We start from the raw sequence: 15,783 nt of genomic DNA on the forward strand, positions 1-15,783 counted from the left end.
CCACACAGACTATTTTTCGCGACGCGAATTATCAATTAAAAAAAAAGCTAATTATTCAAAGTATGACAACGTGCACATAACTGTGAAAAAATATTACACAGCTCACAAAAGCTTTAAAAACAATGAATAACATCGTATTTTTAATCAAAAATCGTCTCTCGTTGACATATTGAATGGTTTCAGCAAATACGAGATTTATCCTAAATAAATAGGGTTAATTACTGGGTTATTTCGCAAAGCGAATATTTAAGAAAGACTTACAGACAGCCACGTTATCGCCAAAAAAGGAAGCAATATGTCGACATTGACCCGTGGATAAAATGTAGAAGGAGCAAAGAGGAGAGAATTAATGATTGTTTAGTAAAATAAACAAACGCGGTTTTATATCCAAAGAATTTGGCATTGCATCCCGATAGCCAGACCCATCCTGATAAGCTTACGCGGTCATGTGATTTTGGTGCATACCCTTCGATAGGAGCAAATTTGAAGGCGTTAAGGGCATAAAAAAGCGTGGACTAAGCCACGCTATATACTGTTTGGTGTGAGCGCTACAACTTAGTTGGACGCTTTCGCCGCCCAGGTATCACGCAGACCTACCGTGCGGTTAAATACTAAGGCATCAGGACGTGAATAGCGGCTATCGGCACAGAAATAACCTTCACGTTCAAATTGATAGGTTTTCTCTGGAACCGCAGCAGCCAAACCTGGCTCAACAAAACCCTGACGGATAATCAACGACTCAGGATTGATGGTAGACAAGAAGTCTTCCGCCGCAGCCGGGTTTGGTACGCTAAACAAACGGTCATACAGACGAATTTCTGCTGGCAATGCGTGTTTAACAGAAACCCAATGAATAACCCCTTTAACTTTACGACCATCAGCCGGGTCTTTGTTTAAAGTTTCTGCGTCATAACTACAATAAAGTGTAGTCACATTGCCTTCAGCGTCCTTTTCGACACGTTCAGCTTTGATAACATAGGCATTACGCAAACGTACTTCTTTGCCTAGCACCAAACGCTTGTACTGTTTATTGGCTTCTTCACGAAAATCAGCGCGATCGATGTAAAGCTCACTATCGAAAGGAACCTGACGAGTGCCCATATCCGGGTTATTCGGGTGATTTGGCATGGTCAGCCACTCTTCCCCGGCCACCCGATTTTCAATAATCACCTTGATTGGGTCAAGAACCGCCATGGCCCGTGGGGCATGTTCGTTGAGGTCATCACGGATGCAAGACTCCAGTGACATCATTTCAACGTTGTTATCCTGCTTGGTCACCCCAATACGGCGGCAGAACTCACGAATGGAACCTGCGGTGTAACCACGGCGACGCAAACCAGAAATCGTTGGCATACGTGGATCATCCCAACCTTCCACGACTTTCTCGGTCACCAATTGATTCAGCTTACGCTTAGACATAATGGCGTATTCTAGATTCAGGCGAGAGAATTCATACTGGCGCGGATGGCATTCGATAGAGATATTATCCAGCACCCAATCGTACAAGCGGCGGTTATCCTGGAACTCCAGCGTACAGAGTGAATGGGTGATCCCTTCGATCGCATCAGAAATACAATGGGTAAAGTCATACATCGGGTAGATGCACCACTTGTTACCTGACTGATGGTGCTCGGCAAACTTAATACGATACAGCACGGGGTCACGCATCACGATAAACGGTGACGCCATATCGATTTTGGCACGCAGACAAGCTGTACCTTCAGCAAAACCACCGGCACGCATCTTTTCAAACAGCGCCAGATTCTCTTCCACACTGCGATCACGGTACGGGCTGTTTTTCCCCGGAGCCGTCAGGGTGCCACGATATTCGCGCATCTGCTCAGCAGTTAACTCATCGACATACGCCAGGCCCTTATTAATCAGCTCTACAGCGTACTGATACAGTTGATCGAAATAGTCTGAGGAGTAACGTACATCACCGCTCCAGGTGAAGCCTAGCCACTCTACGTCGTGTTTAATCGACTCTACGAACTCGACGTCTTCTTTCACCGGGTTAGTGTCGTCGAAACGCAAATTACACTGACCCTGATAATCTTGTGCGATGCCAAAGTTCAGGCAAATAGATTTTGCATGACCAATATGCAGGTAGCCATTTGGCTCTGGCGGAAAGCGGGTATGAACCGACGTGTGCTTGCCGCTGGCTAAATCTTCGTCAATTATCTGACGGATAAAATTACTCGGGCGGGCTTCTGCCTCACTCATTGTTCTATTCCTCAATGCAAACGCAACAAATATAACCGCATATTTACCTAATAGATTTCAAGGATGCAGGAAGGCGGCAAACGAGAGACAAATCGGTCGGGAACCGATTTGAATAGCATCTATGCTAGCCCGCAGGGTGAGCCTCAAGGATGAGGCTCATTCATCCCGATGAGCTTACACAAGTAAGTGATTCGGGTGAATGAGAGCGGCCAACACACCTGCAACTTGAAAGATGACAGGTATAATCCAACAAGCCCGACTTGGAAACAACCGTTTGTTACAGGAAATAAAACAAAAAAACGGGAAGAGATTGCTCTCTTCCCGTTGGTTCAGCTAAAAGTTAAATCGGTTATTCAGGACAGCAGTCCCTTTTCACCATTAGCCTTAAGCCAATTATTTGCCACGGATCTCAAACAACGGGCTTTGACCGGCCACAACAGAGCTGCCTGCCAATACCGAGATACCGGCATAATCATCAATATTGCTTACCACAACCGGGCTAATCATTGAGCGCGCATTGGCGTTCAGATAAGCCAGGTCTAGTTCCAATATCGGTTGGCCGGCAACGACAGTGGCCCCTTCGTCAACCAGACGAGCAAAGCCCTGACCGTTCAGTTTTACCGTATCAATCCCGATATGAACCACAATTTCTGCACCGGTTTCAGTTTCCAGACAGAATGCATGGTCAGTATTGAAGATTTTTACGATAGTCCCGTTCGCCGGAGAAACCACCATTTTATCAGTAGGACGGATGGCAACACCCTCACCCACTGCTTTGCTGGCAAAAGCTTCATCAGGAACTTGATCCAGTGCGACAACATCACCGGTAATAGGCGAAACCAGTACCAGAGAAGCTGTTTTAGTGGTGTTAATAACCGCCTGAGGCTTAACGTCTGCGGGTGCCACAGAACTGCTGGCGGCAGGAACCGAACCACCAGCCAACACAGTACGCATGGCTGAAGCAATCAATTCTGCGCGGGTACCGACAATGATTTGCACACTTTGTTTATTCAGACGAATGACACCTGACGCACCTAAGCGCTTGGCAACACTGTCATTAACCTGCGCAGAATCTTTTACGTTCAGACGCAGGCGGGTGATGCAGGCATCAATGGCAGTCAGGTTATCTGAACCACCGATAGCACCAATATAGCGACGCGCCAGACCGTTGATTTCACTTTCGTTCACTGCAGGGGTGTTATCAACATTGACGTCATAACCATCTTCTTCACTGCCTTCAACGGCCAATTCACGCCCAGGTGTCAACAAGTTGAATTTCTGGATGGTGAAACGGAACACCACGTAGTAAATGGCGAAGAACACCAAACCTTGTGGGATCAGCATGTACCAATGTGTGGCGAGCGGGTTGCGAGAAGAGAGCACCATATCCACTAAACCGGCGCTGAAACCAAAACCGGCGATCCAATGCATGCTGGCTGCAATGAATACTGAAATACCGGTCAGCACGGCGTGCAAGAAGTACAGCACAGGGGCAACAAACATGAAGGAGAATTCAAGTGGTTCGGTGATACCGGTGAAGAAGGCTGCGAATGCACCCGCCAACATGATACCTGCCACTTTCGCTCTATTTTCAGGACGCGCGCAGTGATAAATCGCCAACGCCGCACCTGGTAAACCAAACATCATGATTGGGAAGAAGCCAGCCTGATAACGACCAGTGATACCCACAATGGCTTTACCAGAATCAATAGACTGCTGGCCACCGAGGAAGTTAGGAATATCGTTAATACCGGCAACGTCAAACCAGAACACTGAGTTCAAAGCATGATGCAGGCCGACTGGGATCAACAAGCGGTTGAAGAAGGCATAGATACCCGCCCCTACTGAACCCATATCTTTGATGTATTCGCCGAAGGTCACCAGTGCGTTATAAATCAGCGGCCAGACGTACATCAGAATGAAGGCAACCACGATCATCAGGAAGGACGTCAGAATCGGAACCAGACGGCGGCCACTGAAGAAAGAGAGTGCTTTTGGCAATTCAACACTGCTGAAACGGTTGTACAGTTCAGCAGAGATAATACCCACCAGGATACCAACGAACTGGTTGTTGATTTTACCAAAAGCTGCCGGAACCTGATCAACCGGGATCTTTTGAATCATCGACACCGCAGCAGGCGAGCACAGCGTGGTTAATACCAGGAAACCTACAAAGCCGGTCAGTGCAGCCGCACCGTCTTTGTCTTTTGACATACCGTAAGCAACACCAATTGCGAACAGCACGGACATGTTGTCGATAATAGCCGCACCGGATTTGATAAATAATGCCGCCAGTGCATTATCACCCCCCCAGCTTACCGGGTCGATCCAATAGCCTACGCCCATCAGTATCGCGGCGGCTGGTAGTGTGGCCACTGGGACCATCAAGGCCCGGCCCACTTTTTGTAAGTAACTAAGAATATTCACCTTTCCCCCTATTCGTCCGTTATCGGACCCTTTAAGTAGTTTATTTAATTGACTCACTACCTTTTAGAAAAACGCATGGCACACTTTTTATTTATTCACGGTACGTATTACTCATTGCGGAGTGTAAAAAAATTATTTCGTAACGCAAATTAAAACCCCCTATTTTGTGATAAATGTCACCAAAAACTAGTGAAAAAGCACCAATGCACTAGCCATGATACAAAACTTATTTTATCATTCGAAAAATGAACGAAGTATTGTACCAACGCATGAGTCAAAATCTGAGTTACGCTTAGCTGGATGATTCGAACCGCGTAGAGTATAGCCACTATTAGCAATCCAAGAGGTGCAAGATGAGACTTATCCCACTGAAAAACACCACAGAAGTTGGTAAATGGGCAGCGCGTCATATCGTTAGCCGTATCAATTCGTTTAAACCAACCGCTGAGCGCCCGTTTGTTCTGGGTCTGCCAACCGGTGGCACACCGATGGAGGCATACAAACATCTGGTCGCCATGCACAAAGCCGGTGACGTCAGTTTTCAAAACGTGGTTACGTTCAACATGGACGAATATGTCGGTTTGCCACAGGAACATCCTGAAAGCTACTACACCTTCATGCACTCCAATTTCTTCGATCATGTTGATATCCCAGCCGAGAACATCAACCTGTTAAATGGCAACGCGCCAGATATCGATGAAGAATGCCGTCGTTACGAAGCAAAAATTAAGTCTTACGGCAAAATTAACCTGTTTATGGGTGGCGTGGGCGTTGACGGTCACATCGCATTTAATGAACCGGCATCATCTTTGGCATCCCGTACCCGCATCAAAACCCTGACCCAAGAAACCCGCATTGCTAACTCCCGCTTCTTTGGTGGTGATGCAAACCTCGTGCCGAAATATGCACTTACAGTAGGTGTGGGTACATTGCTGGATGCAGAAGAAGTGATGATTCTGGTCACTGGCCACGGCAAAGCACAAGCCTTGCAAGCGGCAGTTGAAGGGAGCATCAATCACATGTGGACCATCAGTTGCCTGCAACTGCATGCCAAAGCCATCATGGTGTGTGATGAGCCTTCCACTATGGAATTGAAGGTTAAAACTGTAAAATACTTCCATGAATTGGAAGCTGAAAATATCAAAGGTCTGTAATAGTCATCAGGGGGCTAAGATGTACGCTTTAACTCACGGCCGTATTTATACCAGCCACGAAGTACTGGATAATCATGCTGTTGTCGTGGCTGATGGATTGATTGAACGTATCTGTCCTGCCGCTGAACTTCCGGCTGATATTGAGGTGCGCGATTTGGGCGGCGCCATTCTAGCCCCCGGATTTATTGATGTGCAGTTAAATGGCTGCGGCGGTGTGCAATTCAATGACTCTCTTGAGGCTATCTCCGAAGAGACGTTGGATATCATGCAGCGCGCTAATGAAAAGTCAGGTTGCACCAGCTTCCTGCCAACACTCATTACATGCAGTGATGAGTTTATGAAGCACGGCGTTAATGTCATGCGTTCATATCTACAAAAAAACCAGCATAAAGCGTTGGGTCTGCATCTGGAGGGGCCATATCTTAGCCCGCTCAAGAAAGGCACCCATAATCCGGCGTTTATTCGTAAACCCACCGCTGAAATGATTGATTATCTGTGCGCAAATGCGGACGTGATTAGCCAATTCACTCTGGCACCAGAAATGGTCGATGACAAATACATCCGCCAGTTGACTGAAGCCGGTATTCTGGTTTCAGCCGGCCACTCCAACGCTACCTATCAGCAAGCCCGCCAAGGCTTTGCTGCTGGTATTCGCTTTGCGACACACCTGTATAATGCCATGCCATACATCACCGGGCGTGAACCTGGCCTGATCGGGGCTATTTTTGATACCCCAGAAGTCTACACCGGGGTCATAGCGGATGGCCTGCATGTCGACTGGGCCAATATCCGCAACGCAAAACGCCTGAAAGGTGACAAACTGGTACTGGTAACCGATGCCACCGCTCCGGCGGGTGCTGAAATTGATCAATTTATTTTTGCTGGCAAAACAATATACTATCGTAACGGTTTATGTGTGGATGAGAATGGCACATTAAGCGGTTCAGCACTGACGATGATCGAAGCGGTACAAAATAGTGTTGAACACGTTGGCATCGCACTGGACGAAACATTGCGTATGGCGACACTGTATGCGGCCCGCGCTATTGGCGTGGATAAGCAGTTAGGGAGTATCGAAGTCGGCAAAGTAGCCAACCTGACTGCCTTTACCCGCGATTATAAAATCACTAAAACCATCGTTAACGGCAACGAGGTTTTAAAATAAGCGAGTAATTTTATTGATGAGCACCGGCGGACAGTCACAAATTGGTAATGTGGATCTTGTGAAGCAACTCAATGGTGCCGTTGTTTACCGGCTTATTGATCAGCAAGGCCCGATTTCGCGCATTCAGATTGCCGATCTCAGCCAGCTCGCCCCCGCCAGTGTCACCAAAATTACGCGTCAACTGCTGGAGCGGGGGCTTATCAAGGAAGTTGATCAGCAAGCCTCCACCGGCGGTCGCCGTGCTATCTCTATCGTGACAGAAAACCGCCAGTTCCATACTATTGCGGTGCGTCTTGGCCGCCATGATGCGACTATCACCCTGTTTGATATGAGTGGTAAATCGCTGGGCGAAGAGCATTATTCGCTGCCTGAGCGCACGCAAGAAACGCTTGAGCACGCGCTATTTACTATTATCAGCCAATTTATTGAAGCCTATCAGCGCAAATTACGTGAGCTGATTGCCATTGCCGTTATCCTCCCAGGCTTGGTTGAACCGCGCAAAGGTATCGTGCGCTATATGCCCCATATCAATGTCAGCGACTGGCCATTAGTTGAGAATCTGCAAAATCGTTTTAATGTCACCAGTTTTGTCGGCCACGATATTCGGAGTTTGGCATTGGCAGAGCACTATTTTGGTGCAACACGTGACTGCGAAGACTCCATCTTGGTTCGTCTGCACCGTGGTACCGGTGCGGGTATCATCGTAAATAGCCAGATATTCTTAGGCAGCAATGGCAACGTGGGTGAGATCGGCCATATCCAAATTGACCCACTGGGTGAGCGCTGTTATTGCGGTAACTTTGGCTGTCTGGAAACAGTGGCCTCCAATGCAGCGATTGAAAATCGGGTGCGCCACCTGCTCGCTCAGGGCTACCCAAGCAAATTAACGCTGGATGATTGCCATATTGGCGCTATCTGTAAAGCGGCTAACCGGGGTGACTTGCTGGCAAGCGAAGTGATTGAGCATGTGGGCCGCTATCTGGGCAAAGCCATTTCTATCGCCATCAACTTATTTAATCCGCAAAAAGTCGTTATTGCGGGTGAAATCATTGAAGCCGATAAAATCCTGCTACCCGCTATTCAGAGCTGCATCAATACACAAGTATTGAAAAACTTCCGCCTGAATCTGCCAGTCGTCACGTCGCAGCTTGATCATCAGTCTGCAATCGGTGCTTTTGCTCTGGCTAAGCGCGCCATGTTGAACGGCGTATTATTGCAACGCCTGCTGGAAAACTAACGCGTAGATGCAAATAAGGCTATGGCAGGGGTAAACCCCTTATCGCTCATGTTATAGTGGACCATTGCCGTGCAAAAATGAGTAATATAATACCCTTCTGACTTGAGGCTGCTGCTCTCACTTACCCGAATACTGACCAGCGTCAGCACATCGGGATGCACTCATTTGCTGCCTAACTGTAACTCCAATTAATTTGGGTTTAACCATGACAATTAAAAGCGTTATTTGTGATATCGATGGTGTGTTGTTACATGATAATAAAGCGATACCGGGCGCTAACGACTTTCTAGCCCGGATTCAAAATGCTGGAATGCCGCTGGTTATTCTGACCAACTATCCGTCACAAACCGCGCAGGATCTGGCTAACCGCTTCAGTTCTGCCGGGTTGGACGTACCCGAAAGCGCCTTTTATACCTCGGCGATGGCAACTGCCGACTTCCTGCGCAATCAGGAAGGTAAAAAGGCCTATGTTGTGGGTGAAGGTGCATTAGTGCACGAACTCTATAAAGCTGGCTTTACCATCACCGATATCAATCCTGATTTTGTGATTGTCGGTGAAACCCGTTCCTATAACTGGGATATGATGCATAAAGCTGCCTATTTTGTCGCCAATGGTGCACGTTTTATTGCCACCAACCCCGATAGCCACGGTCATGGGTTTGCTCCGGCGTGTGGTGCCTTGTGCGCACCTATTGAGAAAATCTCCGGTCGTAAGCCATTTTATGTGGGCAAGCCCAGCCCGTGGATCATTCGCGCGGCGCTGAATAAAATGCATGCCCATTCAGAAAGCACGGTGATTGTGGGTGATAACCTGCGTACCGATATTCTGGCCGGTTTCCAGGCTGGGTTGAAAACGATTTTAGTTCTGTCCGGTGTCTCAACGCTAACAGATATTGAAGCCATGCCATTCCGCCCGAACTATGTTTTCTCTTCCGTGGTTGATATCAATATTATCTAATCTCTGTTGGCGGTCATGCCATGGCCGCCAGCCTCTTTTTTGCTCCCTCCCTTTTAGCGCCATGCCTTTTTTTAGTGCAGTGCACCAAAGTTTCTTGCCATTACGCCCCATTTTGGCGCATTTTCTTTTATAGCCTTCGTCCTTGATGCTGTAGGGGTATTAGCTGGGGGTCACTCACCCTAATCACTTGACTGAGTAAGCTCATCGTGACTCACCCGCTGGCAGCCTACCTGCAACGTCGAGTGCTTTGGGTATAGGTACCCATTGCCATACCCGCCAGTGCACCAAAATAATAGCGCTGTGAATTGGCGTATAAATTGCATGTATTTCTCACATCTAGTTTAGAAATAATTTGGATGACTGCATCGTCATGGGGCATAACTTGCATCACTCATAAGCAAGTGTGAAAAAATAGATCCAGCGATGAACGACTCAAATTCAACATCATCACCGCCAAAGCAGAGAAGTTAGGGAGATTATTATGTGTTCTATTTTCGGGGTCCTCGACCTTAAAACCGACCCCATTGAGTTACGCAAAAAAGCGCTGGAAATGTCACGTTTAATGCGCCACCGTGGCCCAGATTGGTCTGGTGTGTGGGCAAATGATAAAGCTATTCTCGCCCACGAACGTTTGTCTATCGTTGACGTCAATACCGGTGCCCAGCCCCTGTTTAATGCGGCCCACACGCATATTTTGGCCGTTAATGGTGAGATCTATAATCATCAGGCATTACGTCAGCAATATGGCGACCGTTACGCATTCCAAACAGGCTCAGACTGTGAAGTCATTCTGGCGTTGTATCAGGAGAAGGGGCCTGAATTCCTCGACGACCTGCAAGGTATGTTCGCTTTCGTCCTGTACGACACAGAGAAAGATGCCTATCTGATTGGTCGTGACCATCTGGGGATTATCCCGCTGTATATGGGCCATGATGAAAACGGCAACATGTTTGTGGCTTCAGAGATGAAAGCATTGGTGCCGGTATGCCGCACCATTAAAGAGTTCCCGGCTGGCAGCTATCTGTGGAGTAAAGAGGGTGAAATTCGCGAATACTATCATCGCGATTGGTTTGATTTCGACAACGTCAAAGACAATGTAACTGACAAAGTCCAGTTGGCTAACGCGTTAGAAGAAGCGGTAAAAAGCCACTTGATGTCTGACGTGCCTTACGGCGTATTGCTGTCCGGTGGTCTGGACTCTTCCGTTATCTCGGCTATCACCAAAAAATTTGCGGCCCGTCGTGTCGAAGACGATGAACGCAGTGAAGCCTGGTGGCCACAACTGCACTCCTTTGCAGTAGGTCTGATTGGCTCCCCGGATTTGCGTGCTGCGAAAGAAGTCGCCAACCATTTAGGTACCGTGCACCATGAGATTCATTTCACCGTGCAAGAAGGGTTGGATGCTATTCGCGATGTGATTTATCACATTGAAACCTATGATGTCACCACCATCCGTGCCTCAACGCCTATGTATCTGATGTCGCGCAAAATCAAAGCGATGGGGATCAAGATGGTGCTGTCTGGCGAAGGATCAGACGAAGTATTTGGCGGCTATCTCTATTTCCACAAAGCGCCAAATGCGAAAGAATTACATGAAGAGACCGTGCGTAAATTGCTGGCCCTGCACATGTATGACTGTGCGCGTGCCAACAAAGCAATGTCTGCCTGGGGTGTTGAGGCCCGCGTACCTTTCCTGGATAAGAACTTCCTCGATGTTGCGATGCGTATCAATCCGCAGGACAAAATGTGTGGCAATGGCAAAATGGAAAAACATGTCCTGCGTGAATGTTTTGAATCTTACCTACCACACAGCGTCGCATGGCGTCAGAAAGAGCAATTCTCTGATGGTGTTGGCTATAGCTGGATTGACACTCTAAAAGAGAAAGCTGCTGAGCAAGTCACTGATCAACAGATGGAAACTGCCCACTTCCGTTTCCCATACAACACGCCATCATCGAAAGAAGGCTACTTGTATCGCGAAATCTTTGAAGAGTTGTTCCCGCTGCCAAGTGCCGCTGAATGTGTGCCCGGTGGCCCATCAGTCGCCTGTTCATCAGCAAAAGCCATCGAGTGGGATGAATCATTCAAAAGTATGGATGACCCTTCTGGCCGTGCCGTTGGCGTGCATCAGGACGCTTATAAATAATTGAATGTGATGGTCTGCCTATTATTGACTGTCCAATCTCAAGGCTGCCCTAGGGTGGCCTTGTTTTTTGCTGGCAAATTCAACAATTAATCACCATAAGTGCTGCTTTAATCACCAGACTGTTCACAAGCCACACAAACGAACCCTTTCAGCGCTTTTTTGGGAAAAAATTAGTTGACGCAATTCGGCCATATACGCATAATGCGCCCCGCAACGCCGATGAAGGTAATGCGGAAAAAGATGGCTACGTAGCTCAGCTGGTTAGAGCACAGCACTCATAATGCTGGGGTCACAGGTTCGATTCCCGTCGTAGCCACCATCTTTTTGCGGGAGTGGCGAAATTGGTAGACGCACTAGATTTAGGTTCTAGCGCCGCAAGGTGTGCGAGTTCAAGTCTCGCCTCCCGCACCATTATTCGTTCATCGGTTTGTCACAGCGGATGGGATATCGCCAAGCGGTAAGGCACCAGGTTTTGATCCTGGCATTCCCAGGTTCGAATCCTGGTATCCCAGCCATCTTTTTTTTTGATGGATAGCTGTAAGACAAGAATGTTGTCATGTAAAAAAGAATTGTATTTCAGTTGGGATATCGCCAAGCGGTAAGGCACCAGGTTTTGATCCTGGCATTCCCAGGTTCGAATCCTGGTATCCCAGCCATACAACTTCTCAAGATTAAAGATTTAAAGATGGCTACGTAGCTCAGCTGGTTAGAGCACAGCACTCATAATGCTGGGGTCACAGGTTCGATTCCCGTCGTAGCCACCATCTTTTGGGGTATCGCCAAGCGGTAAGGCACTGGATTCTGATTCCAGCATTCCGAGGTTCGAATCCTCGTACCCCAGCCAAATTTAGAAAAGCTCGCTTCGGCGGGCTTTTTGCATTCTGGGATTTCACTATATTCCCTCTTGTTGAGTCCTATGTCTCAAGTTCAGGTTGGATTAGGTTTCGATTGATGCTTAACATTGAGAGTAGTTCGGTTGTCAGAGCTTTAGATCTCACTTGACCTGCGAGGCTTCAACCGGTCAAGGGTGTGTTGGCGCACACCCTTGACAATCCCGCGCCTGCGCACGTATCGCTTGTCCACTTCGTGGATACCCTCAATTATCGTTACGGCTGACGGACCGGGCCGATTCACTCCTGTTCAAGCGGCCCTCGCTCGACATCCATGTCTCGCGTCCTACCTCCACTCTTCACTCGGCAGCTCAAATGTGCTTTTAAAGTCAAAAGAGAAAATCAAAACCTAAAACGATGGTTTTGACGTTGGGCGCAATATGGAATATTACCGACAAAGCTTGCAGGTCGAATGAACCGCATGGACGCGGCGAAAGGGACTGTCGAGCTGGGAGCGAGTCAGCCCCGATTAGAACAGCCTGCAAGCTGCCGGAGGGCCGGCATTGCCCTCCTGCTCGGTTGAGGCGACAAAGCCAGCAAAGAGAACAGATCGAATATCAACCGAAACCAGCTCCGATCTGTCCCAAATATTAAGTATTGAAGTCAAAAAAACAGATCCCCCTCCTACAGCCCCAATGCATACCTCAACGCATGTTCTTTCAACTTGCCCGCGCGCTGAGCGGCTATCAACGCCAGATTCCGTACGAATTTCACCGGTGGCAGATCATTGCTGAATGTGGTGTAAAACACATCCATACCACTTTGCATAATCAGATTATCAGTACGGCGGCGGCGTTGATAACGCAGTAATACCCGCTCGCTGTGCCACGGTTCTGCCCGTTCACGCGCTTGATTAAGTACCTCCAGCAACGCATCAACATCGCGATATCCCAGATTAACCCCCTGCCCAGCCAGCGGATTAATGGTATGGGCTGCATCCCCGAGTAAGACCAATCCCGGCTGTACATAACGTTGTGCATGGCGACGCACTAGCGGGAAAGAGCCAGCAGCAATCGCCTTAACAGCCCCCAACCGTGATGGGAAAGCCTTAGCAATTTCCTGGTTCAACTGTGCCATCGGCAGCGCCTGAAGCTGACGAATACGTTGTGGGCTGTCGTACCAGACCAATGACGCCCACTGACCAAACAGTGGTAAAAAAGCGCGCGGCCCCGTTGGGAAAAACTGCTGCCAGGTTGTGTCTTGCTGAGCAGTATCCGTCTCTACGGTGATTAACATGCAAGACTGGCGATACTGCCAGCCACTGGTGCCAATACCGGCTAATTGTCGCACCAGAGAATTTGCACCATCAGCACCTATCACTAAACGGCCCTGTATCTGTCGCTGAGCGTCTAACGTGATTTGCCAGCAGTCATCTACTCTAACCATAGTTTGCAGCCGTGACGGGCACAGCAACGTCAAATTAGGGCATTCCGTTATCTGTTGCCACAAAGCCAACTGCAAAATCCGGTTCTCAACCATAAACCCCAGCTCAGGCAACGAGAGCGAGGCTGCATCGAATACCACCTGTGAGCCGGGCTGCTCCCAGGTCTCTAACCGACGATAAGGTGCATAGCGCATCTGTTGTACCTGCGCCCAGACACCGAGTTGTTTCAGTAACGACACCGAGGTACAACCGATAGCGGAAACCCGCAAATCGGGCACGCTGTCAGCTTCAAATGGGGCTGGGGCTTCATGCTCCAGTAACGCGACTGACCAGCCTGTTTGTGCCAGTCCAAGCGCGGCGGCGGCACCGACCATCCCGCCACCGACCACCACAACATCATAATTTGGTTGCGATTTATTCATTTTGGCCATTCTTTAAAAGTTAAAATAACATCCATACTTTATCTGCCCTCAGTGTACCGGATTTTTCATCACCCCACAGAATAACTAAGCCGAACTGCGGTGGTCATCGCAACTGCAAATGACTACAATACCCCGCAACTACTGAGCCTTTGCGCCTGATGAACACATGGATCACCGCACCGCGCGATGTAACATTTATGATGAATTTTTGGTGGTAGATAAGCCATGACGAAAAAACTGCATATTAAAACCTGGGGCTGCCAGATGAATGAATATGATTCATCTAAAATGGCTGATTTGCTGGCCAGCACCCATGGTTACCAGTTAACAGAGATTCCCGAAGAAGCCGATTTACTGCTACTGAATACCTGTTCAATTCGCGAAAAAGCACAAGAAAAAGTGTTCAGCCTGCTGGGCCATTGGAAGCTACTGAAAGCAAAGAACCCCAATCTGATTATTGGTGTCGGTGGGTGTGTAGCATCGCAAGAAGGTGAACATCTGCGCCAACGCGCCCCCTGTGTTGATGTCATTTTTGGGCCGCAAACGCTGCATCGCCTGCCAGAAATGATTAACCACGTCCAAGGCTCGCACAGCCCGGTGGTAGACATCAGTTTCCCTGAAATTGAAAAGTTTGATCGGCTGCCAGAGCCACGCGCTGAAGGCCCGACCGCGTTCGTCTCTATCATGGAAGGATGCAATAAATATTGTACTTTCTGCGTAGTGCCTTACACCCGTGGCGAGGAAATCAGCCGCCCAAGTGACGATATTCTGTTTGAAATTGCACAGTTAGCCTCCCAAGGGGTGCGGGAAGTGAATCTGCTCGGCCAGAATGTCAATGCCTATCGCGGTGCCACCTATGATGGTGATATCTGTAGTTTTGCCGAGTTATTACGACTGGTTGCCGCCATTGACGGTATCGATCGTATCCGCTTTACCACCAGCCATCCAATTGAGTTTACCGACGATATCATCGATGTTTATCGCGATACGCCAGAACTGGTGAGTTTTCTGCATCTGCCAGTGCAAAGTGGTTCTGACCGAATTTTAACCATGATGAAACGCGCCCACACCGCACTGGAATACAAGTCCATCATCCGCAAACTGCGTCAGGCGCGGCCAGATATCCAGATAAGTTCCGATTTTATCATCGGTTTTCCTGGTGAAACTCAGCAGGATTTTGAGCAAACTATCAAGCTGGTCGCAGATATTCATTTTGATACCAGTTACAGCTTTATTTATTCTCCACGCCCCGGCACACCTGCGGCAGACCTGCCAGACGATGTCAGTGAGGAAGAGAAAAAACAGCGACTGCATATTTTGCAACAACGTATCACTCAACAGGCCATGGAAATCAGCCGCGAGATGGTTGGCAGTGTGCAACGTATTCTGGTAGAAGGCACCTCCCGCAAAAGTGCGGTGGAGTTAGCCGGGCGCACTGAAAATAACCGCGTGGTGAATTTTGAAGGCACGCCAGAGATGATTGGCAAATTCGTTGATGTCGAAATTGTAGGCGTTTATGCCAGTTCACTGCGCGGTATTTTGCAGCGAACCGAAGACCAGATGGCGCTACGGGTTCATGAATCGCCACAATCGGTCATTGCGCGAACCCGAAAAGAAAATGAAATTGGCGTGGGGCAGTACCAACCCTGATCGCCGTTGTTCGAGTTAACTCGCATTAGCAGGCACTGCATTGTCAGTGCCTGTTTTATTTCAGTGGGCTGCTACGCAGATTTGGACTTTTTAAGTTGCACCGTTTGATGGCCGCTACTTGAATAGA

Annotated in this window: 9 protein-coding genes and 6 tRNA genes; 12 read left to right on the top strand and 3 right to left on the bottom strand. The window is 48.5% G+C overall.

Annotation, left to right across the window (positions count from 1 at the left end):
* Window positions 1–555: 555 nt before the first annotated feature.
* On the bottom strand, window positions 556–2,223 hold the full coding sequence (gene glnS, locus EL015_RS14710; RefSeq protein WP_005193231.1) for a glutamine--tRNA ligase: 1,668 nt from the start codon (window positions 2,221–2,223) through the stop codon (window positions 556–558).
* 393 nt (window positions 2,224–2,616) lie between these two features.
* A complete protein-coding gene (gene nagE / locus EL015_RS14715; protein WP_005193282.1) occupies window positions 2,617–4,650 on the bottom strand; it encodes an N-acetylglucosamine-specific PTS transporter subunit IIBC in 2,034 nt (677 codons plus the stop codon).
* A 353-nt stretch (window positions 4,651–5,003) separates the two neighbouring features.
* On the opposite strand from nagE, the gene nagB reads away from it, so the two are divergent.
* The 11 genes from nagB (at window position 5,004) to EL015_RS14770 (ending at window position 12,154) form a co-directional block, all read left to right on the top strand.
* The gene (gene nagB / locus EL015_RS14720) at window positions 5,004–5,804 is read left to right on the top strand and encodes a glucosamine-6-phosphate deaminase (RefSeq protein ID WP_005193281.1); all 801 of its coding nucleotides are present in this window, start codon (window positions 5,004–5,006) and stop codon (window positions 5,802–5,804) included.
* Window positions 5,805–5,823: 19 nt separating this feature from the next.
* A complete protein-coding gene (gene nagA / locus EL015_RS14725) occupies window positions 5,824–6,969 on the top strand; it encodes an N-acetylglucosamine-6-phosphate deacetylase (RefSeq protein ID WP_005193280.1) in 1,146 nt (381 codons plus the stop codon).
* A 16-nt stretch (window positions 6,970–6,985) separates the two neighbouring features.
* A complete protein-coding gene (nagC, locus tag EL015_RS14730) occupies window positions 6,986–8,206 on the top strand; it encodes a DNA-binding transcriptional regulator NagC (RefSeq protein WP_005193279.1) in 1,221 nt (406 codons plus the stop codon).
* A 205-nt stretch (window positions 8,207–8,411) separates the two neighbouring features.
* Window positions 8,412–9,164 (top strand): HAD-IIA family hydrolase, encoded by a 753-nt coding sequence (locus EL015_RS14735; RefSeq protein ID WP_032908027.1) that lies wholly within the window; start codon window positions 8,412–8,414, stop codon window positions 9,162–9,164.
* Between the two features lie 481 nt (window positions 9,165–9,645).
* Window positions 9,646–11,310, top strand: a complete 1,665-nt coding sequence (asnB, locus tag EL015_RS14740) for an asparagine synthase B (RefSeq protein ID WP_005193277.1) — start codon at window positions 9,646–9,648, stop codon at window positions 11,308–11,310.
* 242 nt (window positions 11,311–11,552) lie between these two features.
* Window positions 11,553–11,629 (top strand) — tRNA-Met (locus tag EL015_RS14745).
* 7 nt (window positions 11,630–11,636) lie between these two features.
* Window positions 11,637–11,721 (top strand) — tRNA-Leu (locus tag EL015_RS14750).
* Window positions 11,722–11,750: 29 nt separating this feature from the next.
* Window positions 11,751–11,825: transfer RNA gene (locus EL015_RS14755), tRNA-Gln, on the top strand.
* A gap of 66 nt (window positions 11,826–11,891) precedes the next feature.
* Window positions 11,892–11,966: transfer RNA gene (locus EL015_RS14760), tRNA-Gln, on the top strand.
* Between the two features lie 31 nt (window positions 11,967–11,997).
* Window positions 11,998–12,074 (top strand) — tRNA-Met (locus EL015_RS14765).
* A gap of 5 nt (window positions 12,075–12,079) precedes the next feature.
* A tRNA-Gln gene (locus tag EL015_RS14770) sits at window positions 12,080–12,154 on the top strand.
* Window positions 12,155–12,824: 670 nt separating this feature from the next.
* Here EL015_RS14770 and ubiF read toward each other — a convergent pair.
* A complete protein-coding gene (ubiF, locus tag EL015_RS14780; RefSeq protein WP_032905763.1) occupies window positions 12,825–14,006 on the bottom strand; it encodes a 3-demethoxyubiquinol 3-hydroxylase in 1,182 nt (393 codons plus the stop codon).
* Window positions 14,007–14,231: 225 nt separating this feature from the next.
* On the opposite strand from ubiF, the gene miaB reads away from it, so the two are divergent.
* Window positions 14,232–15,656: a tRNA (N6-isopentenyl adenosine(37)-C2)-methylthiotransferase MiaB gene (gene miaB / locus EL015_RS14785; RefSeq protein WP_005182758.1), complete on the top strand. Its 1,425-nt coding sequence runs from the start codon at window positions 14,232–14,234 to the stop codon at window positions 15,654–15,656.
* Window positions 15,657–15,783 lie beyond the last annotated feature (127 nt).

This window comes from Yersinia intermedia (genome assembly GCF_900635455.1).
GTDB lineage: Bacteria > Pseudomonadota > Gammaproteobacteria > Enterobacterales > Enterobacteriaceae > Yersinia > Yersinia intermedia.

Excerpts from the sequence above, each read along its gene's own strand:
- glnS (WP_005193231.1), bottom strand. The coding sequence starts at position 2,223 with ATGAGTGAGGCAGAAGCCCGCCCGAGTAATTTTATCCGTCAGATAATT.
- nagB (WP_005193281.1), top strand. The coding sequence starts at position 5,004 with ATGAGACTTATCCCACTGAAAAACACCACAGAAGTTGGTAAATGGGCA.
- nagA (WP_005193280.1), top strand. The coding sequence starts at position 5,824 with ATGTACGCTTTAACTCACGGCCGTATTTATACCAGCCACGAAGTACTG.
- nagC (WP_005193279.1), top strand. The coding sequence starts at position 6,986 with ATGAGCACCGGCGGACAGTCACAAATTGGTAATGTGGATCTTGTGAAG.
- EL015_RS14735 (WP_032908027.1), top strand. The coding sequence starts at position 8,412 with ATGACAATTAAAAGCGTTATTTGTGATATCGATGGTGTGTTGTTACAT.
- asnB (WP_005193277.1), top strand. The coding sequence starts at position 9,646 with ATGTGTTCTATTTTCGGGGTCCTCGACCTTAAAACCGACCCCATTGAG.
- ubiF (WP_032905763.1), bottom strand. The coding sequence starts at position 14,006 with ATGAATAAATCGCAACCAAATTATGATGTTGTGGTGGTCGGTGGCGGG.
- miaB (WP_005182758.1), top strand. The coding sequence starts at position 14,232 with ATGACGAAAAAACTGCATATTAAAACCTGGGGCTGCCAGATGAATGAA.